Source organism: Nitrososphaera sp. (genome assembly GCF_036397675.1).
Classification (GTDB): Archaea; Thermoproteota; Nitrososphaeria; order Nitrososphaerales; family Nitrososphaeraceae; genus Nitrososphaera.
On sequence record NZ_DASWIL010000021.1, the window covers coordinates 1 to 24,043 of the forward strand.

23 protein-coding genes are annotated in these 24,043 nt (G+C 53.5%); 9 read left to right on the forward strand and 14 right to left on the reverse strand.

What is annotated here, in order from left to right:
- Positions 1-197: 197 nt before the first annotated feature.
- The 6 genes from VGA14_RS03995 to VGA14_RS04020 all read right to left on the reverse strand — a co-directional run bounded on the left by VGA14_RS03995 (position 198) and on the right by VGA14_RS04020 (position 7,573).
- On the reverse strand, positions 198-1,526 hold the full coding sequence (locus tag VGA14_RS03995) for a glycosyltransferase family 2 protein (protein WP_331002455.1): 1,329 nt from the start codon (positions 1,524-1,526) through the stop codon (positions 198-200).
- Between the two features lie 573 nt (positions 1,527-2,099).
- Entirely contained in the window at positions 2,100-3,221 is a 1,122-nt protein-coding gene (gene phaC / locus VGA14_RS04000) for a class III poly(R)-hydroxyalkanoic acid synthase subunit PhaC (protein ID WP_331002456.1), read from the reverse strand.
- Positions 3,202-3,768, reverse strand: a complete 567-nt coding sequence (locus tag VGA14_RS04005; RefSeq protein WP_331002457.1) for a poly(R)-hydroxyalkanoic acid synthase subunit PhaE — start codon at positions 3,766-3,768, stop codon at positions 3,202-3,204. Before VGA14_RS04005 ends, phaC begins: the two co-directional genes overlap by 20 nt.
- Positions 3,769-4,120: 352 nt before the next feature.
- Positions 4,121-4,687 carry a hypothetical protein gene (locus tag VGA14_RS04010; RefSeq protein WP_331002458.1) on the reverse strand — a complete coding sequence of 189 codons (567 nt, stop codon included), beginning with the start codon at positions 4,685-4,687 and terminating at the stop codon, positions 4,121-4,123.
- 48 nt (positions 4,688-4,735) lie between these two features.
- Positions 4,736-6,856, reverse strand: a complete 2,121-nt coding sequence (locus VGA14_RS04015) for a 3-hydroxypropionate--CoA ligase (protein ID WP_331002459.1) — start codon at positions 6,854-6,856, stop codon at positions 4,736-4,738.
- A gap of 39 nt (positions 6,857-6,895) precedes the next feature.
- A complete protein-coding gene (locus VGA14_RS04020; protein ID WP_331002460.1) occupies positions 6,896-7,573 on the reverse strand; it encodes a type 1 glutamine amidotransferase in 678 nt (225 codons plus the stop codon).
- A 78-nt stretch (positions 7,574-7,651) separates the two neighbouring features.
- Here VGA14_RS04020 and VGA14_RS04025 point away from each other — a divergent pair, with 78 nt between their 5' ends.
- From VGA14_RS04025 to VGA14_RS04035, 3 genes are all read left to right on the forward strand, one after another.
- The gene (locus VGA14_RS04025; protein ID WP_331002461.1) at positions 7,652-8,089 is read left to right on the forward strand and encodes a hypothetical protein; all 438 of its coding nucleotides are present in this window, start codon (positions 7,652-7,654) and stop codon (positions 8,087-8,089) included.
- Between the two features lie 73 nt (positions 8,090-8,162).
- On the forward strand, positions 8,163-9,542 hold the full coding sequence (dnaG, locus tag VGA14_RS04030; protein ID WP_331002462.1) for a DNA primase DnaG: 1,380 nt from the start codon (positions 8,163-8,165) through the stop codon (positions 9,540-9,542).
- Complete coding sequence (locus VGA14_RS04035) at positions 9,543-10,229, forward strand: DUF120 domain-containing protein (RefSeq protein WP_331002463.1); 687 nt, start codon at positions 9,543-9,545, stop codon at positions 10,227-10,229.
- On the opposite strand, the gene VGA14_RS04040 is transcribed toward VGA14_RS04035, so the two are convergent.
- Both VGA14_RS04040 and VGA14_RS04045 read right to left on the reverse strand, forming a co-directional pair.
- A complete protein-coding gene (locus VGA14_RS04040; protein ID WP_331002464.1) occupies positions 10,217-10,843 on the reverse strand; it encodes an adenylyltransferase/cytidyltransferase family protein in 627 nt (208 codons plus the stop codon). The two genes, VGA14_RS04035 and VGA14_RS04040, sit on opposite strands and share 13 nt — an antisense overlap.
- 54 nt (positions 10,844-10,897) lie before the next feature.
- The gene (locus VGA14_RS04045; protein WP_331002465.1) at positions 10,898-11,938 is read right to left on the reverse strand and encodes a class I SAM-dependent methyltransferase; all 1,041 of its coding nucleotides are present in this window, start codon (positions 11,936-11,938) and stop codon (positions 10,898-10,900) included.
- A gap of 65 nt (positions 11,939-12,003) precedes the next feature.
- Between VGA14_RS04045 and VGA14_RS04050 the strand changes: the two genes are divergently transcribed.
- The 4 genes from VGA14_RS04050 to VGA14_RS04065 are packed head-to-tail and all read left to right on the forward strand — an operon-like array spanning position 12,004 to position 15,690.
- Complete coding sequence (locus VGA14_RS04050) at positions 12,004-13,191, forward strand: hypothetical protein (RefSeq protein ID WP_331002466.1); 1,188 nt, start codon at positions 12,004-12,006, stop codon at positions 13,189-13,191.
- A 38-nt stretch (positions 13,192-13,229) separates the two neighbouring features.
- Entirely contained in the window at positions 13,230-13,523 is a 294-nt protein-coding gene (locus tag VGA14_RS04055) for a hypothetical protein (protein ID WP_331002467.1), read from the forward strand.
- 40 nt (positions 13,524-13,563) lie between these two features.
- Positions 13,564-15,018 carry a proline--tRNA ligase gene (proS, locus tag VGA14_RS04060; RefSeq protein ID WP_331002468.1) on the forward strand — a complete coding sequence of 485 codons (1,455 nt, stop codon included), beginning with the start codon at positions 13,564-13,566 and terminating at the stop codon, positions 15,016-15,018.
- Between the two features lie 27 nt (positions 15,019-15,045).
- Positions 15,046-15,690 (forward strand): DedA family protein, encoded by a 645-nt coding sequence (locus VGA14_RS04065; RefSeq protein ID WP_331002469.1) that lies wholly within the window; start codon positions 15,046-15,048, stop codon positions 15,688-15,690.
- Here VGA14_RS04065 and VGA14_RS04070 read toward each other — a convergent pair.
- From VGA14_RS04070 to VGA14_RS04085, 4 genes are all read right to left on the reverse strand, one after another.
- On the reverse strand, positions 15,687-15,986 hold the full coding sequence (locus tag VGA14_RS04070) for a hypothetical protein (protein ID WP_331002470.1): 300 nt from the start codon (positions 15,984-15,986) through the stop codon (positions 15,687-15,689). The genes VGA14_RS04065 and VGA14_RS04070 overlap by 4 nt on opposite strands.
- Positions 15,987-16,892: 906 nt before the next feature.
- Positions 16,893-20,435, reverse strand: a complete 3,543-nt coding sequence (locus VGA14_RS04075; protein ID WP_331002471.1) for a chromosome segregation SMC family protein — start codon at positions 20,433-20,435, stop codon at positions 16,893-16,895.
- Between the two features lie 84 nt (positions 20,436-20,519).
- Positions 20,520-21,608: an inositol-3-phosphate synthase gene (locus VGA14_RS04080; protein WP_331002472.1), complete on the reverse strand. Its 1,089-nt coding sequence runs from the start codon at positions 21,606-21,608 to the stop codon at positions 20,520-20,522.
- 42 nt (positions 21,609-21,650) lie between these two features.
- Positions 21,651-22,727 (reverse strand): radical SAM protein, encoded by a 1,077-nt coding sequence (locus VGA14_RS04085; RefSeq protein WP_331002473.1) that lies wholly within the window; start codon positions 22,725-22,727, stop codon positions 21,651-21,653.
- Between the two features lie 78 nt (positions 22,728-22,805).
- On the opposite strand from VGA14_RS04085, the gene VGA14_RS04090 reads away from it, so the two are divergent.
- Both VGA14_RS04090 and VGA14_RS04095 read left to right on the forward strand, forming a co-directional pair.
- The gene (locus VGA14_RS04090) at positions 22,806-23,048 is read left to right on the forward strand and encodes a hypothetical protein (protein ID WP_331002474.1); all 243 of its coding nucleotides are present in this window, start codon (positions 22,806-22,808) and stop codon (positions 23,046-23,048) included.
- Positions 23,041-23,310 (forward strand): LysE family transporter, encoded by a 270-nt coding sequence (locus VGA14_RS04095; RefSeq protein WP_331002475.1) that lies wholly within the window; start codon positions 23,041-23,043, stop codon positions 23,308-23,310. Before VGA14_RS04090 ends, VGA14_RS04095 begins: the two co-directional genes overlap by 8 nt.
- Positions 23,311-23,423: 113 nt before the next feature.
- On the opposite strand, the gene VGA14_RS04100 is transcribed toward VGA14_RS04095, so the two are convergent.
- Together VGA14_RS04100 and VGA14_RS04105 are read right to left on the reverse strand one after the other, a co-directional pair.
- Complete coding sequence (locus VGA14_RS04100; protein ID WP_331002476.1) at positions 23,424-23,732, reverse strand: DNA-binding protein; 309 nt, start codon at positions 23,730-23,732, stop codon at positions 23,424-23,426.
- A 54-nt stretch (positions 23,733-23,786) separates the two neighbouring features.
- Entirely contained in the window at positions 23,787-24,020 is a 234-nt protein-coding gene (locus VGA14_RS04105; RefSeq protein ID WP_331002477.1) for a hypothetical protein, read from the reverse strand.
- Between the last annotated feature and the right edge of the window lie 23 nt (positions 24,021-24,043).

Below are 24,043 nucleotides of genomic sequence, written 5' to 3' on the forward strand. Positions count from 1 at the left end.
CCTTGGTGAACGTCCCCCCTACGTCGATGCCAACCCGTATCCTTCTTAAAGCCTGCATAAATGTTAGGCAAGCCTAACTAGCTGCTGATTTGTAATTTAAACCCTGTGTGAGGACACTGGTGAAAATTCGGGTGAAACTGACTGCCTGTTGATTTTGGGTCATGGAGTGGTGAATTAGGGTGATGACTCGTTTTCAGCTACTTTCCACTTCTTTCGGTCTTGAAAAACGTACCCTTTTGTCTCAACAATCCGCGTAGTGAACCAACCACAAAGGCTGAAAAGGTACACACGTTGAGGACAACGAGGAACAGCATATCTTTGTAATTGAAATTCTGGCTACCAAGCACGTAGATTGATACTATGTTGTTTCCCACGTAAATCGAAAGAGCAACTGCTTGGATCACAAGCGAGGTGGCAAAGAATAAAGTTGACCCTATAGGTATAATATCATCAGTGAATAACCTTGCGCAAGTTACCACCAATAAAGCCAGAATCAGTAGGAATTTTGCATACTGCATCCCTGTAAAGAAGAGCTCTATCTTTTCTTTGATTGATAACGGGCCTTTTAGGATGTTTGAAAATCTTTTCTTAAAACCACGAGTGTGTCCTTCACTTATCCGCGATCTTTGTCTAAAGTATGTATATAATCTTGAAGGAGCTTCGCAGTAGGCAACTAGGGAAGGGTGGAAAAGGATCCTTTTGTAACTTAATCCATGATCTTGGAGGTGAAGCGCAAGGGTAAGATCCCAGTCTTCAGTAAGGTCGTGGGAAAATCCAGTCCTTCGCAATACGTCTGCACGTATCATGAAGAGGCTACCCGTTATCTGAAGTGGAAGTTCCATCTCCTCTTTTGCAACAAACTCTATCATATTCCTTCGTGCTAGTCTGAAGCAGATTCCGCGATAAACCCAACCGCTCTGTGCACCTATCGATGGAATGGGAGAGCCTTGTACCGCAGCCAACTTTTCGTCCTTAGCAAAGTATTGTACAAATTTCTCCAGCAAGTCCTTATCAACTATGTGATCTGCATCCACTACCAGTGCGTATGCACTTCGCCTATCCATCTCGTGGATTGCCAAGTTGAGTGCCCCTCCCTCCCATCCTTTCCGTGAGTTTCTATGTAATACCTTCATGTTTGGTATGTCCTCTTGCCACTTTTGTAACTTGTCAAGTGTCCTATCGTCTGAATCGTCCACCACGATAACTTGGAAATTTTCAAATCCATATGTCAGCGCTGAGAATGACTTCATCAGTCTATCAATAACATTAATTTCATTGTAGGATGCCACAAGTATAGAGATGAATGGTTTTTTCGCCAGGGGTCTTCGCCGCATCTGACTATCATGTGGTTTATCGTCGAATGAGAAACTGCTAAGATACGGTTTAGACAGGTCTTTTGAAAGTAATCTGGGTGCGTTGACCGTTGAAATTACTCGTCTTGCCACAATTAAGAAGACTAGATATCTAATAGCAAACGCTAGCATGATTACTGCAAGGAATAGACAGGCTACGCTGAGTAGGTTCAATCTACGGTCACATCCTATAGTCGGCATCGTATTTTAGCAACGCGATGACCGAAAGATTCCGTTAGTTCATTCTAATCCAGCAACTATCTTTGCCATTGGAAAGCCATCCAACTTGATTTATCCTGAGAATGTCGTTTATCTCACGCCAAGTCTGCTTTTCCACCCATCCCTTGCAGTACACCTTGATGCAGTCCTTTTCGTTTGATATGTTGACCTTCTCTATCCTTTTTCCTAGTTGAACGGCAAAGTTGCTCTTGACCTCTGCACCTTTCGCTATCAGGTCTATTATCTTGTCATGCCCAAGGCTGAGGTCTATTCCTGCGGCTTCAGCCGGTGTCTTGCCTGCTAACCCTTCATGCTCTCGGAAGTAGTTGTGGTATATACGATGCCCGAACTGGAAAACTTGGTTCTCTAGTCCTCGTCGCTTTTGTTCAGATGCTCCCGCTGCACGTGCGTGGCAAGCATCTCGGCGCTGTCAAACTGCTCGCCGAAAAAACTGGCACACGCCTTGCCTTTTCTCAGACCGCATTGGGCGGTAGTTATCTCTATGTATCATCGCACAAAAACAGGCTGTCAGTCAGAGCGCGCTTTTAGCCATTGGCCGACCTTTGGCAGGACATTGTTTTGCGAGTACGAGCTCGCAATCAACCCGACGTGGCCGGTGTGGAACCTCATCAGCCTCTTATCTTGGCTTGAGACCATGTCGTTGAGGGGGGTGCTGCAATCCGGCGACACCAAGTGGTCCTCGTCGGCGACCAGGTTGAGCAGCGGGACCGTTATCTTTGACAGATCCACCACAAGGTCACCCAGCATGAATTCGTTTTTCGCAAGCAGGTTCTTCTGGTAAATGTCGGCTATCCACTGCCTAAAAGTCTCGCCTGCTATCTGCGGCGTGTCGTAGAGCCACTTTTCAATACGCAAAAAGTTGCCGACAAACGACTCGTTGTCGATATTCTGGACGAGGTTGAAGTATTTGGCGACTCCCTGCTTGAACGGCTTTAGCGCAGAATAGCAGGCATACAATTGTTCGGGCGGCAGATTGCCGACCGTGTCGCGCATTTTCATGACATCCATGTTCTTGGCCATGTTGCCGATTACCGTTGAGTCGCGCTCGGTGTCGATGACAGGCGCGATAACTGCTAGGTTGCGCACCTTTTCCTGGTGCAGCGCGGTGTACATGATGGACATGCTTGCGCCCATGCAGTAGCCATGCAGCGTCAGCTTGTCAACCTTGTTCTTCTTGAGCACCATGTCTACACAGTCGTCGATGTAGGAGTTGACATAGTCGTCAAACGAGACGTACTTGTCTACGCTCGTCGGGTCCTTCCAATCTATCAGGTAGACATCAAAGCCCTGCTGCAGAAGGCTACGTATCCAGCTCTTGTCCGGCTGCAGGTCGAGCACGTAGGACTTGTTTATCAGCGCGTAAACCGTTAGGATCGGCGTCCGGGCAGTCTTGCCTGCAAGCGGCTGGTAGTGCAAGAGCCTGTACGCCCTTGTCTCTGCAAGTATCTCGTGGGGTGTCTGCCCGACTTCGACCTTGCCGGCCGTGTGGAGCACGGAACGGGTCTTTTCCAGCTTGCGGTAGTTCTCCTCCAAGTCGCGCGCTAGACCTTCCGCGGGTTTCTTCTCTTTATTTTCAACCGGCGAAGCGGGCTGCTCTGATTTTTCTGGCTTAAACTCTTGCTGCGTCATTCATTAGAGCCTCCATGCCCTTTTTCAAATCCCTGACCGCCCTTTTCAGTTCGTGCATGTCCTTCAATATCTCGTCAACCTCGCTTCGGGTCGGCAGGTTCAGCGCCTTGAAGTTTTTTTCTGTGATGGTCTGCATAGCCTTTGACATGTCCATCTGGCTGCTGAACACTTTGCCGTAGACTGAGGAGAACTCGGCCGAAGCAAAGAGGCCGGTGAACGCGTCCTCGAAAGACTCTATTATAGCCTTGCGATAACCGTCAAAGTCCTCCTTTGTTGCAAACTGCTTTGGCGACTTTTCCGCGGTGTCCTTTGCCGCCTTGGCGTATGCCGTGCTGACGAGCCCCCAGTAGACGTCAAGGTGGCCCTTCATCTCTGCCATTATCTTGCCCAGTCTTGCAAACTCATCGGCGTAAGAAGCAAAATCCTTGGAAAAGGCGTACATCGGTCCTATCGTGGGGAGTTTCAGAACTTCCGTCCAGGCGTCTAACATCTTGGTAGCTTGCTCCGGCGTCACGCCGGCAGGCGGGTTATCGTTGTTATCTTGCATAGCTAATACCTTCTATTATTGACTAACCTATGAGTCCACTGGCAAACTATTATAGTTTCTCCATAGAGAAAATGCATAATATCGGGATGGTTTATGTAATATTTATACTATGGCCTGTAAAACCCACACCTTCCACAATTGCAGAATTGCACTGATGTTAGGCTGGGTGATAATATCAAATATCAAATTTGCAATGCACGCTGACCCTAAAAAACATTTTATAAAGGAATTGCCCCGCCATTTCATGCCAGCGTTGGCTGCGGGCTCGTAGCTCAGCATGGATAGAGCGCCTGCCTTCTAAATTCTGTTGAAGACAGCCGGAAGTCGTGGGATCGAAGCCCACCGGGCCCGCCTAACCTCTTGCCGCAATAGCGTACGCGCCGCCTGCCCCATACGCAAGAGCTATGAGCATCCTTGACAGCATGACCGCGACGTCCTGCTGCTCTGCAAAAATCGACGTGTCTATCGCTAGGGCGGCGGGGAGCGCGGCAAGCGATACGGCAGCGACTATTAGCTGCTCGCGGTTGTCAGGCCCGCTGTACTTTTTCATCATCACGTACGTTGCCAGGTTGCCAAGCCCTATGCCGAGCAGTATGAGGTACTGGTAAAGCGCAGGGAACGCGGCGATGCTTGCAAACGGGCCGGCCCAGCAGACCGCGTTTAGTGCCTTTGCGCCTTGTGACCAGTGCCCGCTGTTTTTCATCCTACCGCGTATCGCTGGCAATGATTTTTTGAACTGGGGCCACGCGGCCCCAAATGTGGCGCCGAAACTCCCAAGCCATATTACTGCGTAATAATAAACGGGCGCGCTATTTAGAAAGGCAAGTTCAGACATTACTGCTCCCGCAAACACTGCCACGGCGACTCCGACAAAAAGCACGCCAAACGCGCGCCTAGTTTCAAGCGCAGGATTTGACAACGGTGCAGGGTGGAGCAGTTGCTAATTTAAAGTAAAAAGAAGGGGGCCTTACCTGGCCTGTCCCGACACCCTGGTCCACTTGGCGAGCGAGGCGGCCGCAGTCGCCCACTCTGTGACAGAGCGGTAGACCGGCACATTTGCAGCCTCTATGCGCTTTGAGATGTACTCGGTGAATGGGCCTCCCATCGCGCCGATGAGCACCGGCTTTTTGGCCTGCTTCTGGAACGACGCCAGCACGTCAACGATGGTCTCTTCGAGCGGATCGTCCTGGAAAACGAACCAAGGCATGATGATGTCTATGTTGGGGTCGTCCATGAACGCCTGTATCGCAAACCTATAGTCGTCCGCGTTTGCGGACCCTGTGATGTCGCACGGGTTGCCGATGACGTAGGTCGCTGGGTAGTGCTCCTTGAACGCCTTCTTCGTCTGCTCTGAAAGCTCTGCGACCTGGAGGCCGAGGCGCTCAAAGTTGTCTATCGCAGCTATGATGGGGCCCGCGCCGTTTGTAACAAGCGCCACCCTGTTGCCCTTGGGGGCCGGCTGCCAGTCAAGCGCCTTGAGCGACGCCGTCAGCTCCTCATACGAGTCGACTGAAATGATGCCTGCCTGCTCCATTGCACCCTTGACGACGCCAAACGAGCCGCCCAGCGAGCCAGTGTGCGACGCGGCCTGCTTGGCACCCCTTGCGGACCTGCCGTTCTTGAACATGACTATCGGCTTCTTGCGCTCTTTGATGACCTTCCTGGCGGTGTTCATGAACTTGCGTCCGTCTCCAAGGCCTTCGACGTAGAGGCCTATCACCTTGGTGTTGGGGTCCTCTGACAAGTACCATATCATGTCGGCCTCGTCCACGTCTGACCTGTTGCCGTACGAGATCATCTTGGACATGCCGAAGACGTCCGAGCTTTCCATGAACGCGATGCCAACGGTACCCGACTGCGATAGGAACGCCACGTTGCCGTTCTTTGGCCTAAGCATTCTTGCGTGGCCTTGGAACGCGCAGTCGAGTCTGTTAGCTCCGTTGAACATGCCGATGCAGTTCGGGCCGATTATCCTTATTTTCAATTCGGACGACAAGCGCTTGACCTCCGCCTCTATGGCCGCGCGCTCGCCCCCAAGCTCCTTGCCGCCTCCGGAAATCACGACAAAGTTGTGGATGTTCTTCTTTGCCGCCGACTTTAACAACTCTGGCACGAATTTCAAGTCAACCGTGACGACGACGAGCTCGACAGGGTCAGCAATGTCATCAAGGCTCTTGTACGCCTTGATGCCCATTATCTCCGGATACCCTTTTGCGTTTACAGGGTAGACTTTGCCCTTGTAGTCGTGCTTGACCATGCTCTCCAATACGGAATTTCCGACCTTGCCGGCTTCCGGCGACGCGCCGATAAGAGCGATTGACTTTGCATTGAAGAACAGGTCCATGAACGACGAGTCGGGTTGCGCCCTTGAAATCGCGTTTGGATCGGCATTTTGGCGCAGGATTATCTTGGCGTCAACGACGTAGTAGCTCTTCTCGTAGAATATTACTGGGTTAAAGTCGATGCTCTCGTAGAACGTTGCCATGTCGGTGCCCAAGTTGCCGATGCTGACAAGCGCGTCTGCTATCATGTTCTTGTCCACCGGAGCAGCTCCGCGGAAGCCTTCGAGTATCTTTTTGCCTTTCAGTTCTTCGATCATGGAAAGGGCGTCCTCCTTTGTTATCGGGAGCACCCTGAATGCGACATCTTTGAACACTTCAGTGTAAATGCCGCCTATGCCGGCCATGATTATCGGGCCAAACTGCGGGTCGTTCTGCAGGCCCACGATAAGTTCGGCGCCCTGCGGTACCATCTTTTCAAGCAGGACTCCCTTGACGCTGTACTGGCTGGAAAGCCTTCCGTGCATGTCTGCAAAAGCCTCTTTTACCTGCGCCTCGTTCTGCAGGCCCACCTTGACGCCCTTGACGTCAGTTTTGTGCAGGATCTGGGGCGAAACTATCTTGGCGACGAGCGGGAAGCCTATCTGCTTCGACCTGGCTTCGGCATCAGCCTCGCTTTTGACAAGCGCGTAAGGTGGCACCTTGACGCCATATTCAGTCAAGACCTGCTTAGCCAACTCTTCCGTGATTACTTTTTCCTTGGTTGAGAAAACGCCATCAAATATGTTTTGGACCTTTTGACTGGCCATGTCTGTTCTTGAAAAAAGCCCCTCAAGCTTCTTTTAAAGTTACCTCACCATCCGTGCAAAGTTTCTATACATCAGCTGACACATTTCGGCAAGTTTTTCAACTTCGCCTGCCTTTGGCGTTATGCCGTTTTTGTCAAGGTTTTCCGCCCTTACTTCTACGCCGTACTCTTGAATCCAAGACCCTATCATGGATTTGTCGACTTCAAGGTGGAACTGGATGCCGTAGGCGCTTCCCACCCGAAAGGCCTGCGGGTAGAGGTCGCTGTACGCAAGCACCGTTGCCTCCTTTGGGAGCTCGTACGTGTCGCCGTGCCATTGGAACACCTTCATCTGCGTTTCAAGGCCTGCAAAGAGGCCTTTTCTGCCCTCGTCAGAGAACGAGACATCGAACCAGCCGATCTCTTTCTTCGAGCCTTTGAATACGCGCCCGCCTACCGCTTGCGCTATCAGCTGGGAGCCGAGGCATATGCCCAGAACCGGGATGTCGTTTCTGATGGCGTCGCACACGAGCTCTTTCTCTTTTTGCAGATAGTGGAGGTCGTCGTAGACTGCCATCGGGCCACCAAGGATGACGATTGCAGAGTAGCCGGCAGAGTTTGCCGATTCCAAATCCTGCGCCCTTTTCTTTTCGATTTCAAAGCTGTCGGCTTTTAACAGCCGCTCAAGCGTCCCCAGCGTTTCGCAGGCGATGTTCTGCACCGACAGGACCTTTTTCAATCGAATCAAGTCTGTACGGGCGGTATTTATTCGCCGGCAAAAGTGTTAAATCGCTCTAAGCTCAAGATACAGCTGCCGATGGGCTACCCCGCCTCAGACGAACTGGTACTGGAAAAGATGAGGAGCTTTGTTGGCCAGCTGAACGAGGAATCCGAAAAGGGCTCCGTCGTCGTGGTCGAAGGCAGACGTGACGCCGAGGCGCTTTTCCGCATAGGATTTACCGGGAACCCTGCAATATTCCACAACTTCAAGGGCATTGCAGACTTTGTCGACACCCACGGCCACACCGGAAAGAAGATAATCCTTCTTTTGGACATGGACAGGACCGGCAAGTACCTCACAAGCAAGCTCGTCTCGCAGCTGCAGACACGGAGGAAAAATGTCACGCTCTTCTACAAGCACGCGCTGGCAAAGATAACAAATGGCAAGGTGAGGCACGTCGAAGATCTGACCATATTTGCGCCCCAGATGTCCGGCATCACGGGAAGCCGCAAGGATCTCTATTTCTATACATAAAAGCACTTATATCCAAGCAAGGCTGAATTTCAGCCAGTAACGAACAAACCACTAACGAGGTATTGAAGAAAAATTGCCTAGCACAGGAATCGTAAAGTATCATGTTAAGCTAAAGTTTGAAGTTGATGGTTTGGTCGAGAAGGCCGACATAATCGGTGCGATTTTTGGACAGACCGAAGGCCTGCTTGGACCAGAGATGAACCTCAACGAGTTGCAGAAAGTGTCAAAGGTTGGACGAATAGAGGTGAACGTCGAGACGAAGGGCAACGTGGCCAAGGGTGACGCCCTGATACCCATGAGCACCGACATCTCGACGGCCGCGCTGATAGCGGCAGCCATCGAGAGCATCGACAAGGTGGGGCCGTTCCAGGCCAAGTTCCAGCTCGTTGGCATCGACGACATCCGCGCAATCAAGAAGAAGGTCATAGTGGACAGGGCCAAGAAAATAGTCCAGGACTGGGCCACCAAGACCATCTCTGAGGGTGAGGAGATGTTAAAAGATGTCTACGATGCAAGCAAGCCCGGGAAACTGACCTCATACGGCAAGGCCCAGCTTGCGTGCGGAACCGGAGTTTTTGATTCAGAGTGGATAATACTCGTGGAAGGCAGGGCGGACGTCATCAACCTGCTCCGTGCCGGCTACGACAACTCTATTGCAATCGAAGGCGCAAGGATAGACGAGACGGTCGTGAAGCTGACGGAGGGCAAGAAGGTCATTGCCTTCCTTGACGGCGACAGGGCTGGCGACCTCATCCTCAAGGAGCTTGTCGGAGTCGTCAAGGTAGACAAGGTGCTTCGCGCGCCGGCAGGCAGGGAGGTAGAAGAGTGCACGCCGCTTGAGATTACGGAGATACTAAGAGACGCGTATTCAGAAGTCCCGCAGCCAAGAGCGGAGCCTCCAGCGCAGGAAGAACACAGGAATGAGCGCCGGGACGGCGACGACCGCTACAGGGAGAGGGGCCGCGGAGGAGGCAGGTACCGCGACCGTGGCGGATACGGCGACCGCGACAGGAACTACCGCGGAGGAGGCAGGTACCGCGACCGCGAGAGGAGCGACTACGACAGGCCACGCGAGGAGTACGTACCGGCTCCAGAGCCGGAACAGGCTTCCGTGACGCCAGGCCTGCCATCCGCTGCAGCGGCAAACGACGCGCCAGAAGTGCTTACAGCCATCCGCGATGTGTACCCGCAAATAAACGAGACGCTCGAGGCAATCATCCTCGACGGCTCGATGAAGCAACTGCTGAAAGTTCCGGTATCTGAGGTAATCAAGAGGCTCGACTCGGCGGAAGGCGCCAAGTACCTGGTCATAGACGGCATCGTCACCCAACGACTGGTCGATGCGGCGGACAAGGCCGGCATCGAGTACATCGTGGGCCACAGGACGACCGGCGTGACCAAGGCCGCCGAGATAAAGGTCAGGACTTTCGGCGACGTGGGCATCACGAATTAAATGCCGGAAATAAGACTTCAGCACATACTGACCCTGGTGCAGCTCCTGGCCAAGGGGGCGCGCCACAACTTTGTAGAAGTAACAACAGGGGACCTTGGCAAGAACATCAGCAGGTCGCAGCAGGCGGCGTCAAAGCACCTGCTCGACCTGGAAAACTCGGGCTACATCGAGCGCGTCCGGCGGGGCCAAAAGTTTGGCGTGCGCGTGACTGACAAGGGGTACTCTGAAATCCAGAGCCTTTTTACATCGTTAAAGTCTGCGCTCGAGTCCGCGCCTGCCGCTATAGACTTTGAGGGAACCGTCGTATCAGGGATGGGCGAGGGCGCATACTACATGTCGCTTGAAGGCTACAAAAAACAGTTCAAGGAAAAGCTGGGTTACGAGCCGTACCCGGGTACGCTCAATATCAGGCTCGTCGACCCGCTTTACATGACTGCACGGCGCGAGCTTGGCAGCCACCCTTCGATATTCATTGACGGCTTTAGCGACGGCACAAGGACGTACGGCTGGGTCAAGTGCTACCGCGCAACGATTGACGGCGTACAAAATGCGGCGGCCCTTGTCCTGGAGCGCACGCACTATGACGACAGCATGCTTGAAGTAATCGCGCCGGTGTCGATAAAAGACTCTGCTGGAATAAAGCTAGGCGACAGGGCAAAAGTCCGGGTGCACGTTCAGATGCCGTAGATGCTGTCGCCAAGCTCCTCTTTCATCTTGGAGCTCTTGGAGCCCGGTATCGGGGTCGAGAGCCTTATCACCTGCACGTCGAGGTTGCGCTTCTTGCAGTTTTCTGCAACGTCCTTTTCGCTGTGCGCCTGGTCGTAGCCGAGTGCTATAACGTTTGGCCTGACGTACTCGACAGTGTCATAGAGCGTGCCTTCCCTGCCTATGATGGCAAGGTCTACAAAGCCTAACGACTCGACCAGCTCTTTGCGCAGGTTCTCGTCGTGGTAGATCTTGCGGTCCTTTTTGATCTTTTGCGCAGTCGCAGTCCTTGCGATTACGACCACCAGAAAATCGCCCGCCGCCTTTGCAGCCATTAGCGTGTGGATGTGGCCAGGGTGTATCAGATCAAACACTCCGCCTACAAGCACCACTTTGAGCGCGTCGCGCCCTATGAAAGTCAGCTTTGAGTGGTCGGTTTTTTCCACCATGCCCATACTTGCAAGCCTGACAATCCTCTCGTCAAAGAATTCCCTGCTCACCGCAAGCCTAGACTTCATCCGCTCATACGCTGGAACTAAGGGCTCTAGCGTGCTTGCGTACAGAGAAGCGAGCACTGCCTTGTCTACCGGATCCATCTATATCCCGTGGTAGTGCTTGTGGGTTTGCATAACGCTATAAATCATTCGCAACTATTTCCTTGCGACGTAATAGTAGTTCAGTATGTCGCCTTCCACGCTCTTTATTTCCACCCGCCCAAAGCCTGCCTGCGCAAGCATCTCCATGGCCTTCTTACGGCCCCACACCGTGCCAAGGCCGTCGCCTCCGTAGGCAAGCGAGACTGTCATGCAGTGCATGGTCGAAATCGCGTAGAGCGTCGGCGCAAGCGGATTGTTCATGTTCTCGTGCAGATTGCTTGACGCCGCGATGTCTTGCATCAGAAACACGCCGTCCTTTCGAATTGCTCTGCCTATGCCTTTGAGCACCCTTGCCGGCTTTGCCTGGTCGTGTATCGTGTCAAACGCGGTTATCAGGTAAAACCTGTTGTGGTCCTCCAGCTTGGCCGCGTCGGCTATTTTGAAGTGAGCATTTGCAAGTTTCATCTTTTTTGCCTCCTCCCTCGCGGCTTTTAGCCCGTCCCTTGAGATGTCATAGCCGTAGAACCTGCTTTTCGGGAATGCCTTTGCCATCAGGTTTATCGCGTGCCCTTGGCCGCAGCCGACGTCAAGAACATCTGCGCCATCTTTGAGGCAGCCGACCATGCCCGAAAGCGGCAGTATCTGGTTGACAAGCCTTGCGTCAAAGACGCGCGCTGTTTCTTCTCCTTGGAGCTCTTGGAACTTGGGGAATGCCGAGTACGGGACTCCGCCGCCCTTGCGGAAGCACTCTACTACCTTCTCCTCAACGTTTGCCATCAGTGCAACGTACTGCGCAAAAACCGAAAGGTTGTCTATGCCTGCCATCCTGGTCAGTACGGCTGCGTGCTCTTGCGGCAGACTGTACTTGCCAGTCGCGGCGTCATATTCTATTATCCTGCCAGTCACCATTCCGCCTAGCCACTCGCGCACGTAGCGCTCGTTGAGTCTCGCGGCCTTTGAAATTTCTTGGCTTGTTGCAGGTTCCATCCTAGACATGGCGTCAAAAAGGCCGACCTTGTGCCCCACGCCTGTCATGAGGCAGAGCATGCCGTCGTTTACTATCGAAAGCATCCTTTCCGGGAAATTCTCTGTCATCGGATGCTTGCGGTTGATTATTGATAATAAACTTTAAGCAAATAAGCAACCTGCGCCATCTTTGTATGTTGTCGACGCCGGCAGAGATAAAGCGCCGCCTGGAGCAGAACTGGCTTGAGTTTCTGAAGGCAAACTCGGCCAAACTATCTATGGATTCGCTTGACGGTGCAAGCCCTCCCTCAGTGTTCGTCGGCAGGTACGGTTACCCAAAGGTCCGGGTCGGGCCGATGATACCTCCGCTGCATGGCGACACGGCTGTTTACGACAAGAGCGAGATGTGGGTCGGAAAGACCCTGGAGGAGATAGCCAATTACAGGCTGTCGCTTGTGCGCGGCGTCGCAAGCCTGAGCGTGGGGCAGACAGAAGGCCGCTACATTGAGCAGCTGCAGGAGCTTGCCATGTCTGAAAAACCTGCGGAAAGCGAAGCCACGTTTGAAAAACGCCCGCTTGCAGACACCGACCTTGCCCGCGAATTGAGGCTGAACAGCGAGGCCGCTCCCTTTGGGCCTGCAGCGCCCATCAAGACGTTCAAGACCTCGTCGCTGTCTGCGGACCAAAAGATCGAGACCGCGTTCTACGACAGCGACCTAAAGGCCGCAGACGCCGTCATGGAGCTTTACGAAAAAGGCGTCGAGGTAAGCAGGATACACCGCGTGCTGTCGGTAGGCATGCTTGGCATGAAAAAGAACCGCAAGCTGGTGCCCACGCGCTGGAGCATAACTGCAACCGACGATATGATTTCAAGCAGGCTCGTCAAGCAGAACGAGACAAACGTCGAGATAACCCTCTTTGAAGTTAGGCAGTTTTCGCACCTTGGCAACTACTATTCAGTCATCTTGATACCTGACAGCTTGTGGAGCTTTGAGATGATAGAGTCATGGTACGCCGGCGACGGGAAAATGGCGGTTGGCGCTGATTTCGAAGATGCAAGGGTGCTTGACCACTACCCTTCGATTGCCGGCGCGTACTTTGCAGCAAGGCTTGCCGTCGCAGAGCACCTGTCGCGCAGGGGCAGAAAGGCCGCGGCGCTGGTGCTGCGGGAAATACATCCGGAGTACGTGATGCCTGTCGGCGTGTGGCAGATAAGGGAGGGCGTGCGGGAGGCGCTCAAGAAGCAGCCGGCAAACTTTGACGCGCTAGACAATGCCCTTGCGTTTGCATGCTCGACCATGTCGCAGTCAAGAGCTGAAATCGCCCGGCGCAGCCAGCTGTGCAGGTCGCTCAAGTCGCAGACAAGGATAACTGATTTCTGACGCAAAGGGTCATATAGTTCCAGAACGAAGCCATGCCAATGAGCGACGCTCTCCCTGAAGGCATCAAGCATCTCGTAACGATAAAGCCGGTCGAAAAGGCGCCGAAACTCACGGACCAGGCAAAAAAGGAGTTGCAGGGCGTGGGGATGATGGACGACAAGGGCAAGCTGAAACTGAAAGGCGTGAGCCCCAAGATGCTCAAGCGCATGAAGCAGGAGGCGGTTGACTGCCCCGTGCTCAATCAAGAGATCGCTTTTGTGCAGTGCTACGTCTGCAAGAATTTCCACAGCCGGGTAACCGGACAGGTATACTGCAAAGGCGAGCCGCTCTAGCGCAAAACTTCATAAACCCTCCGCAGTTGTTTGCTGGTGATTGAGCTCCCCTCCAAAGGAAGCAGTCGGCATAACTGTCAAGAAAAGCGAGGACTTTAGCGAGTGGTACACCCAGGTGGTGCTCAAGGCCGGCCTTGCTGACTATGCGCCGGTAAAAGGGTTCATCGTGCTTCGGCCCTACGGCTACGCCATTTGGGAGTCAATCCGCGACTTGCTTGACAGGCGATTCAAGGAGACTGGCCACCAGAACGGCTTTTTGCCGGTCCTGATACCGGAGAGCCTGCTCTCAAAGGAAGAGGATCATTTCGCCGGCTTTACGCCTGAAGTGTTCTGGGTCACAAAGGCCGGCGACAACGATATCGGCGAAAAGCTGGCGCTGCGCCCGACGTCGGAGACCCTGGCATATTCGATTTTTGCTAAGTGGATATCAAGCTACCGCGACCTGCCGCTAAAGATCAACTTTTGGAACAGCGCTCTTCGTGCCGAGATAAAGGCGACCAAGCCCTTTGTGCGGACGTCTGAATTCCTCTGGCAGGAAGGCCACACCGTGCACGCGACGGCGGAAGAGGCCGAGCAGGAAGTCATGACGATACTTGGAATTTACCGGCAATTAATAGAGGAATACCTAGCGGTGCCTGCAGTCGGGGGCTTTAAGAGCGACAAGGAAAAGTTTGTCGGAGCAAATTATACGACTACGCTTGAGGGCATGATGGCAGACGGAAAAGCACTGCAGATGGGCACGTCGCACCACCTAGGGCAAAACTTTTCAAAGCCATTTGAGATAAAGTACGTGGGCAAGGACACGAAAGAGCACTTTGCCTGGCAGACGTCGTGGGGCGTCTCGTGGAGGCTTATTGGCGCGCTGATAATGGTGCACGGCGACGACAAGGGACTGATAATTCCGCCAAAGGTCGCGCCCATCCAGGTAGTCGTTGTGCCGATACACAAGGACAAGGATGCAGCCCTTGTCAAGGGCAGGGCCGCAGAAATAACGCAAGAGCTGAACCAGGCAGGCATCAGGGCGCACGTCGACGACAGGGACGAGTACACGTCCGGTTGGAAGTTCAACGAGTGGGAGATGAAGGGCGTGCCGCTTCGCGTCAACATAGGCGCACGCGACATCGAAAAGGACGGAGTCGAGTTCGTGAGACGGGACAGCCGCGAAAAGGTCCAGCATGACAGGGCAAAACTGGTCGAAGTCGCAAACAACCTGCTTGAGAGCATTCAGAAAAGCCTCTACGAGCGCGCAAAGGCGATGCTTGACGGGTTCATGAGCAAGCCTACGACATACGAGGAATTGAAGGCCACGATGGACGGCAGGGGCGGCTTTGCGACTGCAGGATGGTGCAGCGCGCAGGAATGCGAGCTGAAGATAAAAGAGGAAACGGGCGCAGACATCCGGGTTATGCCGTTTGACCAGGCAGGCATGCCGAAAAAATGCGTCTACTGCGGCCAGCCGGCGAAAAAACTGGCCCTTTTTGGAAGAGCATACTAATAAAGGAAAGGCTTTGACCTAGTCAGGTTGGTCAGCCTCGGGGACCTTTTCCCGTTCAGCAACGAGCTTGGGTACCTTGGCATCCTCCTCATCAGCTTTGTGGGGAGCATCATCGTCTTCATTCCGGTTCCATACGTCCCCGTGCTACTCGCGGCGGCCCTCAGCGGCAAGCTTGACCCGCACGTGTTGGCTGTTTCAAGCGCGGCCGGCGCCGTCATTGCAAAGACGATAATCTTTTTCGCAAGCTACTATGGCCGGAGCCTGCTCAGCACCAAGACGAGAAAGCGCATGCTGCCGCTGCAAAGGCTGGTCAGCAGGTACGGCTGGCCAGGCGCGTTCGTAGCGGCCGCAACTCCGGTCCCCGACGATGTCGTCTATATACCGCTCGGGCTTGCCAAGTACAGCCCCTGGAAGTTTGTGACAGCGACGTTTGCTGGCAAGGTCGCCATGAACGAGGTGATAGTGTGGAGCGCGATTTTCCTCGGCAGGCCTCTCGTGGAGGACGTGGTCACAAACACGCAGGACACAGCCACTCTCGTGATACTCACGGTGGCAAGCGTGGCGATAATGGGCGTGGTGATATACTACTCACTCAAGGTAGACTGGGGCAAGATAATTGGCCGGTGGTTCCCCTGGGCCCTCAAGGACGATGACGAAGAAGAAAAATCCTAGGCTTTTCGTTCCGAGTCGACGCCGCGCTTTAGCTCTATTTCAACATAGTCTTCTTCAATGCCGGTGACGCAGTCGGTGACGACTGCAATGACTGGCTGGAAGCGTATCTTGCCTAGAGGCATCTTGCCTTCCTTTTGCAATACGCGCAGCCTGCCTTTGAGCCCCGCTATGTGGTCGTCGCATACCACTGCAAGCATGTACTCTCCGTCTTTGGACTGGACGGAAACGACATGGGCAGGGGGCAGCCTGCACTCGACCCCGTCCACCTTTACAGAGCAAGACTCGGGCAAAAGCATGGGCGTGGCTTGTCATGTTCGGTATAAAACCTGTGCGCAGAAAATCAACTGGCTATCAAACGGCAAGGAAAGCTCTTGGATTAAGCTGCTAGCTGAAGGTTGAGAGTAGTTCATGAATGCAGAATTACATAATCGGTGACCCTGATTTTGGGCCGCAGTCTAAGCAATAAGCATTGAATTGCATTTTTCGTCCTGGATTCATCCTGCCTAAGGTTTCGCGATAATATTCTTCACCAGGCTTAATTGATCTATCGCATCTAGCACAAAGCCAATCTTGTCTAGCCTTCTTCTTGGTTAGGAATTTGACACTTTCGTATCTGTTCATTGGAATTACATTCCTCGGCGAATGATTATTTGTCCATGTATGTTACCGTCGTGTGATAGGTACCGTCTTTTTTCTTGTGTGTAAATATGGTTACGTCAATCGGTCGCCCGCTTTTGGTTGCCTCTAGTATCTGTATGGCAAGATCCAATGCCTGCACGGAATCTAACTGTATTCCAACTGCCTTCGCTCCTTGGTATAGCTTGTTGGTTTTTACACGCCCAGTGTCTCACGTGTCATAAACGAGGGTCATGTCCTCTTGTATAAAAGCTCCCTGCCTGAAGCAAAAAGTCCCGACTTGAAGCGGGCTGGGAAAAATCCCTATTGTGAAGCAGAAGTCTATTTTAAGTGCAAAATCCCGTAAGAAATTTGGTTTATAAAACGGGACTGCTGCCATGCTGGTGTAATGGGGAGCCGAAGAAGAAAGTCCAGCGCCCGGCCGATGAAAAAAACCGCCATGGTTGACGGTAGATGTCCCAAGTGCACGACCATTGTCAAATTCAAGGTTTCAGGACCCGTGGGAGACGAAATCTACGAATGCACGGGCTGCATGTCCAAATTCCATATAAACGACCTTTAGCTTTTCAACTGCCCTCGGCGGCTATCTGCGCAAGCGGGACTTGGGAGGGGTTCCTGTATTTCACGACCTGAGAGGCGCCTTGCCTCGGGTAGACGCCGTAGATGAGCGTGGCCTTGGCGACTGTCGAGTCTTTCAGGGTCACCATTATTATCTGGCTGTTCTGCGAGCGCTCGGTCAGGACCTTTGATAGACGCTCGGTGTTCTGCGCGTCAAGGTGGGCGTCGACCTCGTCCATCAGGTAGAAAGGCGACGGCTTGAGCGACTGCAGGGCGAGCAAGAACACCGTTGCCGTTATGGTCTTTTCGCCGCCCGAAAGAGCGGTCGACTCGCGGGCGACTTTGCCCGGGAACGCCGCCAGGAGCATCACGCCGCCGGCAAACACATCTTCGGGGTTTTCAAGTTCCAAGCGCGCCGTGCCGCCTGTGAGCCTCGAAAATGTCGCGCTGATGTCAGAGTCGACCCTATTGTAGGCGTCCATGAACATCTCTTTCTTCTCCCTGACTATCTGCTCTACGAACGAGACGATGGAGTTGCGCTCGCTTTCAAGCTGGTTGCGCCTACTCGACATGCCCCTGTAGCCTTCCATGACCTGCACATACGCCTCGTCGGCGCGCAGGTTTATCCGGGATTTTACGCCCTCGTACTCCTTAGAAAGTTCCATGATGGCGCCTTCCGCGTCCATAGAGTCGAGAAGGCTCTTGTACCCCAGCCATACAAGGTCGTTAGCAAGTCTGGATTCCCTCTCGGTCAGGTCGGAAATGTCCTTTTTCAAAAGCGCCGACTCGCGCTCCAGTATGTTGTTCTCCTTTGTTAGCCTGCGCTCGTCGTCGGAGAGGCCCTTTATCTTGCGCTCGTAATCCTGCAGCACGCCGTAGGCGTTTCCTGACGAGTCGATTATCTGCTGTTCCTGATCCCTGAGCGACTTTAATTCCACCTCTAGCGACTGCGACTTTGCCTGCAATTCGTCGACCTGCTTTTTCCTTTGCTCTAGTTCAAGCGAAAGGCGCGTCTGCTCCTCTTCCATCTGTGCCAGCTGGCGCCCATCAAATTCTAGCTTACTTTCTATTCCTCCAAGCGAATTTGTTATCTGGTTCAGCTCGATGTTTGCGCCATCCGCCTGCTTAACCACCTGGTTGCGCTTGACCTGTATCAACGCAAGCTCTGCCTTTGCTGCCGATTCGTCGATGGTCTGCAGGCGCGCCGACACGCGCTCTATAGAAGGCGTTATGAGCTCCAATCTCTTGTTGCATCGTGCAAGTTCCGAAGCGAGCGACTGTTCCTCGGATGCAAGCAGGCCTGCACGCGAGACAAGCTCCGACAGCGCTCTATCTTTTGCTCTTACCGTCTCTTGCTCTGACGCGAGCCTTACCTCGTTGTTTGACACGTTAAGATCGAGCTTTATCCTTTCTGCCTCTGCCGCCGCCAGGTGCTCTGCAGCATCGCGCAGATGTGCGCTCTTTTTCTCCACTACTTTTGCGAGCTTGCCAAGCATACAGCGCAGGCCCTCGACCGAGTCGCCAAGCAGTATAGCCTTTGTCAGGTCGGATATCTTTGATCCAAAGTCAAGCGCCATCGAGCCCCCTTCCGGTTCGAACAACTCGCCTTCGACCGACACTGCGCGAAAGCCCTGCCTTGCAAGCATGTACGCCGACGACGAGTTCCTGACTAGTATCGTGTCGTAGAATAGAAACTCTGGGAGCCTCTCGTATTCGCTGTAGACGACGCCGGACAGGTTCCCTATGACGTTCGTGTCCCTGCCCGTGTCCCTGTGGCCGGGCCTGTAGCGGTCGACTATGTCCAGGGGGATTATGCGCAAGCGGGGCAGCCTCTTTTCCTTTGCATACGCCGCAACTGCCATCATGGCCTTGACGTCGTCTACGACGAAGGCCTTCATCCAATCTGCGCCTGCCGCCAGCACGGGGCGCTCGTAGCTCCCGTCGTAGCGTATCAGGTCCCTGACCAGACCCCTTATGCCAAACTTTTTGCTATCCCTTGTAAGCTCGGCTATTGCAAAGTCCTCGTTCATGGCGTGACGGGCCACGCTTGCTCTCTCCTCGAATTTGATGGCCATGGTGTCAGCCTTGGAAAGAAGCGTCGCAGAGCCTGCGAGCTCGTGCTCCAGAGTGGCCTTAGTCTCCCTCAGGCTGTCTATCGCCTTTGCAGAATCGTTGAGTCGGTCATTGTCTTTCTCAAGCGCCTGCTCTATATCTGAAATGCGCGTCCTTGCTCCGTCGATTTCTGCCCGCAGCGACTCCATGGCCGCGTCGTCTGCGCTCGTCTTGTAGCTGCTGGTCTTGATCTTTTCCTCGGTCCTAGCCGCCGCAAGCTCGATGCTGCTTTTCAGCGCCGACAGTCGCTTGATTCTGCCTTCAAGTTTCTGCCTCGCGTTCGTGTAGCGCGCAATGATGTCGGTTATCCTTTCAATGTCCGCGTTAATGCCCTCAAGTTTTGTTTTGAGAGATTCAAGAGCAGCTTGCTTTTGTTCCTTATTGGCGCGCAAAAGCTCGGTCTCTGCCCTCATCCTATCTCCCCTGCCGGCTATCTCCTGCCTGCCAGACTCTATCTGAGGCCGCCTCCTCTCAATGTCTGCAATCCTCCTCTGAGACTCGCCGAGCATCGCCTTTGCGCGCTCTGAGTCGTGCACTATGGTAGCGGTCCTCGTCGCAATCTGGGCCTTGGCTTTGTTTGCGGCGTCGACTTCTTCCATGAACTTGGCCTTGTCGGTTTCGAGGCTTTCAATTTCCTGCCTGAGCTCATCTATCTGCTTTGTCAGGTGCGAGGAGAGCTGGTTGTTGCCGTCAAGCATCTGGGTACTCGTCGCAAGCTTGTTCCTTACCGTTCTGATGTTGTTTGATATCTGCACCGCCTTGAACCGCTTTAATTCAGAACCTATTTGCTCGTAGCGCAGCTGGTCGTTGCGCTCGGCTTCGAGCTCGTCTATGCGCTTTCGGATCTCGCCCATCCTTGCAAACGCGATCTCAAGCCGCCTGTCGGCCTCGTCTAGTTGCTTCATCGCCTCTGCCTTTTTCTCGTCAAAGTACGACAGTCCGACGATGTCCTCTATTATCTTGCGGCGCTCCTCAGAATTGAGCTCCGATATCCTGGTAATCATGCCCTGCTGGACTATGTTCAGCTTGTTTGGCGCCGACAGCACTACTTCGAGCAGCTCCATTATGGCGGTCTTTGATACCTTCTTGCCGTTCAGAAGGTACTGCGAGTCGCCTGTCAGGCCTTCCATCTCCCTCGTCAGTGTGACCATGTCCTCGTCTATCGGGATGCCGCGGTCAAGGTTGTCAAACGTGATGCTCACCCTGACCAGCCGATGGCCGGGGTTCTGGGCGTCGTGGAATAATGACTGGAACTTGTCAACCCTCATGGCCTTGGGGCTGTTCTCGCCTATCGCAAACATGATGGCATCCAGTATGTTACTCTTGCCCGAGCCGTTTGGACCCGTGATGGCTACAAACCCCTTCTCAAAGTGCACTACGGTGTTGCGGAACCCAAACGACTTGAACCCATACACTTCGAGCTTCTTGATGTGAACCAATGCCTTCTGTGTTGAGTTTTCGAGGTGTTAATTATGCGTATTAGCGATCATTACAGCTCCTTTTTGTCAAGTATTTTTTAGCAGCTAGCGCTCTCGCTTGCCCTCAACGAACTCGAGAAAATTGGACTTTGCCACAGAATAGGGCATCTGGATGGGCGGATGTTTGAAGCAGTAGGCCGAGATGCTCTCAAGAGGGCCGGAAATGCCCCTGTCGATGGCTATCTTGGCGCACCTTGCAGCGTCTATCATGACGCCTGCAGAGTTGTATGCGTCCACGACCTTTAACTTGACATCGAGTTCGACTGGGATGCCGCCAAAGTACTGCCCCTTTATCGAGATGTAGCACACCTTGTCGTTGTCCAGGAACTCGACATAGTCCGAAGGCCCTATCCTCATCGGCACCTCGTAAGGCGCCATGGCGGCTACCGCTGACGTCTTGCTCACCCTCTTGTCCTCGAGACGGTCCTCGTCAAGCATGTTGTAAAAGTCCATGTCGCCTCCGATGTTCAACTGATAAGTTTCATTGACCCTAACACCCCTGTCCACGAACAGTTTTACAAGCGTCTTGTGGACCACCGTTGCGCCAAGCTGGCTCATCACATCGTCGCCTGCGCACGCAAGCCCGCGCCCGGCAAAAGCCTGCTGCCACTTTGGAGTCGACGCTATAAACACCGGTATCGCGTTGACAAACGCGCAGCCAGCTTCAAGGCACGCCTCCGCGTAATACTGCGTGCCGCGCCTGCTTCCGACCGGCAAATAGTTGAGTAGCATTTCCGCGCCCGTGTCTTTCAATACCTGCGTAACGTTGACGGCAGGTCCGTCTGCAACCTTGATTTTCTGTGAAAGGTGCCTTCCTATACCGTCGTAGACCTCGCCCTTTTGCACCTTGATGTCCATCCTGTCCATCTCTTTTACGATGCGGACGGTATTGTTGGGCTTTTCAAATATCGCCTCAGAGAGGTCCTTGCCCACTTTCTTGGCGTTGACGTCAAATGCTGCCACAAACTCAATGTCTGAAGGCTCGAGGCCTCCCAGGTTGTAGGCGGTGAGGCCTATCCAGTCGCTTTCCTGCTTTTTTGCTTCGGGATTTTCGCGGTAGTAACGCGTTCCTTGCACGAGGGCAGAGGCGCAGTTGCCTACGCCGGAGATGGCAACCTTGACCTTTTTACGCATTGCTATCTTGCATTCTGGTCTGCTTAATATATCTTCAAGCGTTCAGACTGCCTCTGCGAGCTCGGGCCGCTCCCGGCTTATCATCTTGCCAAGGCCGCGCATGTAGTTCCTTGCGAACATTGTCACGGGCTGCGACGAGTACCAGATACAGCCAAGCACCTCGCAGTCGTGGCACGTCCTAGCGATGTCCCACTGCGGTGCGCTCCAGATTTCATCAACAGAGTGCTCAAGCAGGCTGTACGTGTTTTCAGGGCCGTTGAACTTCCAGCAAGGCACCATCACTGTCCCGTTGCCGTTTACAAAGATGCTCTTCCACACGCCACACTCGTTGAAGTGTCCGCGGCCGTCTGCCAGAATCTGCTGGAAATATTCCGGCGGTATCATGACCTGCGGGCTCTTTTTCTTGCCCATGTAGTCAAGGATGCTTGAACATACCTGATTCATCGTGTCCCTGTCGGGCAGGAGCGAATAGTTGACGTCGGACCTGTCTTCTACGAACGTGAATGAGACCGCGTTTGCGCCAAGCTCCTTTGCGCGGTCAAAGTAGGTCTGGTCGATGAACTCCTGCGTGTTGTATTTTGTTATGACGCTGTTGAAGTAGTGTGGCACCTCGTGTTCCGTAAGCAGGTTCAGGTTGTCCATCACGCGCCTGTACACCTGCGGCGACACGCCGCGCACCTTGCAGTACGGTTCTTCAAAAACAGAGTCGATGCTGCACGTGACAAACTGGATGTACTTTTTCAGTTCATCAAGGTCGATTACGTGCAATAATGAACAATTTGTGATGAGAGTGATGGGCATCTTTAGCGAGTGCAAATAGCGCACGAGCTCCATAAAGTCGGGCCTGCTGGTAGGCTCGCCCCCTTCTATTATCGACCAGACGCAGTGATTAGACACCTTGTCAAACACCTGCTTCCACTGCTCAGTCGTCAGGTCGTTTCTCCTTGCAAGGGCTATCTGCCCTTCCTTATTCAAGTCTCCAAAGGGACACATGGGGCAGTAAAAATTGCAATAGTGCGTCATTGAGAACACGGCTATGACCGGCCGCCTCCTGCCCACTGCCCTGTTCGCGCCCCACTTGCCAAGCAGCCTTAGCGTGCGGATGGTGTCGACCACCATTTCTTTCATGTTGGGCGCCGTCGTATTTCTGCCTTGTGCGCGCAAAGTTAACACGCAGGGCAAGCGCAAAGACCCGGGGTGGATGTACTGGCATTTGGCGCCGAGGTGGTGGCTGTGTCTGCCTCGGGCGTGCTTGCGCCCGGGCCGCTGTTTGTGGCGAACATGCTAAACGGTACGCGTAGAGGTGCAATGTCCGGAATCAGGGTGGCGCACGGCCATGCAGTCGTCGAGATAGCAGTCATCGCGGCGATTGCCGCCGGGCTGTTTTTCCACCCCTGCATTTGTGGTGCAGTACGCAAGCGCTATCGCCATATTGGGTGAAGCGGCCGTCCCGGGCTTTGCAGGCTTGCAGGTCTATTCTGTCTTGAAAAATGGCAAGCAGGCGCCCATCGCGCAAAACAAGAGCCCCTTTGCCATCGGCATCGTGCTGACCGCGCTCAACCCGTTCTTTCTGGTTTGGTGGCTCACGGTTGGGCTAAAGCTGGTTGCAGACTTGTCAAGGTTCGGCCCAGTCGCAGGCGTGGCCTTTATGTTCGGTATGCACGTGTGGATGGACTATGCATGGCTTTCCGCCGTCGCGTAACTTGCGTCAAAGGGGAGCTCGGTCCTTGGATCGAAATACTATAAAATACTGATGCTGGGGCTTGCTGACGTGCTTGCGTACAATGGCGGGCAATTCTTGGCAAGCGGCCTTGGCTAGGCTGTCCTAGAAATGGGCACTTCGATAGTAGAGACGTTCCTGGGCTTACCGTCTTCAGACATGAGCTGCTCAGAGCCGAGTTTTATCTGGCCTATCTTGTAGCCTATGGTGTTCATCCTCTTGACTATGATTTGCGCCACGTCGACTGCCCTTGTTATGCTCTTGCCCCTTGCCTTTATGAGTACCGTCGGCTCGTTTGCCAGCTGGACCAACGTAGCCGTGACGTAGACCATGAGTGGTTTTTTGCCGATAAAAATTTCGTTGCTTGCTTTTGGTGGTCTGGTCGTGCTGGTGCTGGTAGACAATGGTGTGCCTTATTTGGGATGGTGGCATATAACGTTTATCGATGAAAGATCTGCCTAAAATCCTGCGCGCTTTTTAAGTATCTCTTCCAGGTCCGCGGGGTTTTCTGAAATCTCTTTCACTGCTTCCGGGTCTTCTATCTCGTAGCAGTTCAGTAATCCCATTTCGTCTTTGTAAAAGAGGTACACTTTGTTTTCAAAGACGCAGTGGTAAAGGCGCTCGGGCTCCATGCTCTCTGCCTTGATCTTGATGCCCTCTTCGTTTACGGCAACAGGATATTCGCCGGACATCAATCGCTGATTGGTCCTGAGCC

Bases quoted from the DNA above. Each gene is read 5' to 3' on its own strand.
- phaC (WP_331002456.1), bottom strand. From the start codon at position 3,221: ATGACGCAGCAAGAGTTTAAGCCAGAAAAATCAGAGCAGCCCGCTTCG.
- VGA14_RS04005 (WP_331002457.1), bottom strand. From the start codon at position 3,768: ATGCAAGATAACAACGATAACCCGCCTGCCGGCGTGACGCCGGAGCAA.
- VGA14_RS04015 (WP_331002459.1), bottom strand. From the start codon at position 6,856: ATGGCCAGTCAAAAGGTCCAAAACATATTTGATGGCGTTTTCTCAACC.
- VGA14_RS04025 (WP_331002461.1), top strand. From the start codon at position 7,652: ATGGGCTACCCCGCCTCAGACGAACTGGTACTGGAAAAGATGAGGAGC.
- VGA14_RS04035 (WP_331002463.1), top strand. From the start codon at position 9,543: ATGCCGGAAATAAGACTTCAGCACATACTGACCCTGGTGCAGCTCCTG.
- VGA14_RS04040 (WP_331002464.1), bottom strand. From the start codon at position 10,843: ATGGATCCGGTAGACAAGGCAGTGCTCGCTTCTCTGTACGCAAGCACG.
- VGA14_RS04045 (WP_331002465.1), bottom strand. From the start codon at position 11,938: ATGACAGAGAATTTCCCGGAAAGGATGCTTTCGATAGTAAACGACGGC.
- VGA14_RS04050 (WP_331002466.1), top strand. From the start codon at position 12,004: ATGTTGTCGACGCCGGCAGAGATAAAGCGCCGCCTGGAGCAGAACTGG.
- VGA14_RS04055 (WP_331002467.1), top strand. From the start codon at position 13,230: ATGAGCGACGCTCTCCCTGAAGGCATCAAGCATCTCGTAACGATAAAG.
- VGA14_RS04070 (WP_331002470.1), bottom strand. From the start codon at position 15,986: ATGCTTTTGCCCGAGTCTTGCTCTGTAAAGGTGGACGGGGTCGAGTGC.
- VGA14_RS04080 (WP_331002472.1), bottom strand. From the start codon at position 21,608: ATGCGTAAAAAGGTCAAGGTTGCCATCTCCGGCGTAGGCAACTGCGCC.
- VGA14_RS04085 (WP_331002473.1), bottom strand. From the start codon at position 22,727: ATGGTGGTCGACACCATCCGCACGCTAAGGCTGCTTGGCAAGTGGGGC.
- VGA14_RS04105 (WP_331002477.1), bottom strand. From the start codon at position 24,020: ATGTCCGGCGAATATCCTGTTGCCGTAAACGAAGAGGGCATCAAGATC.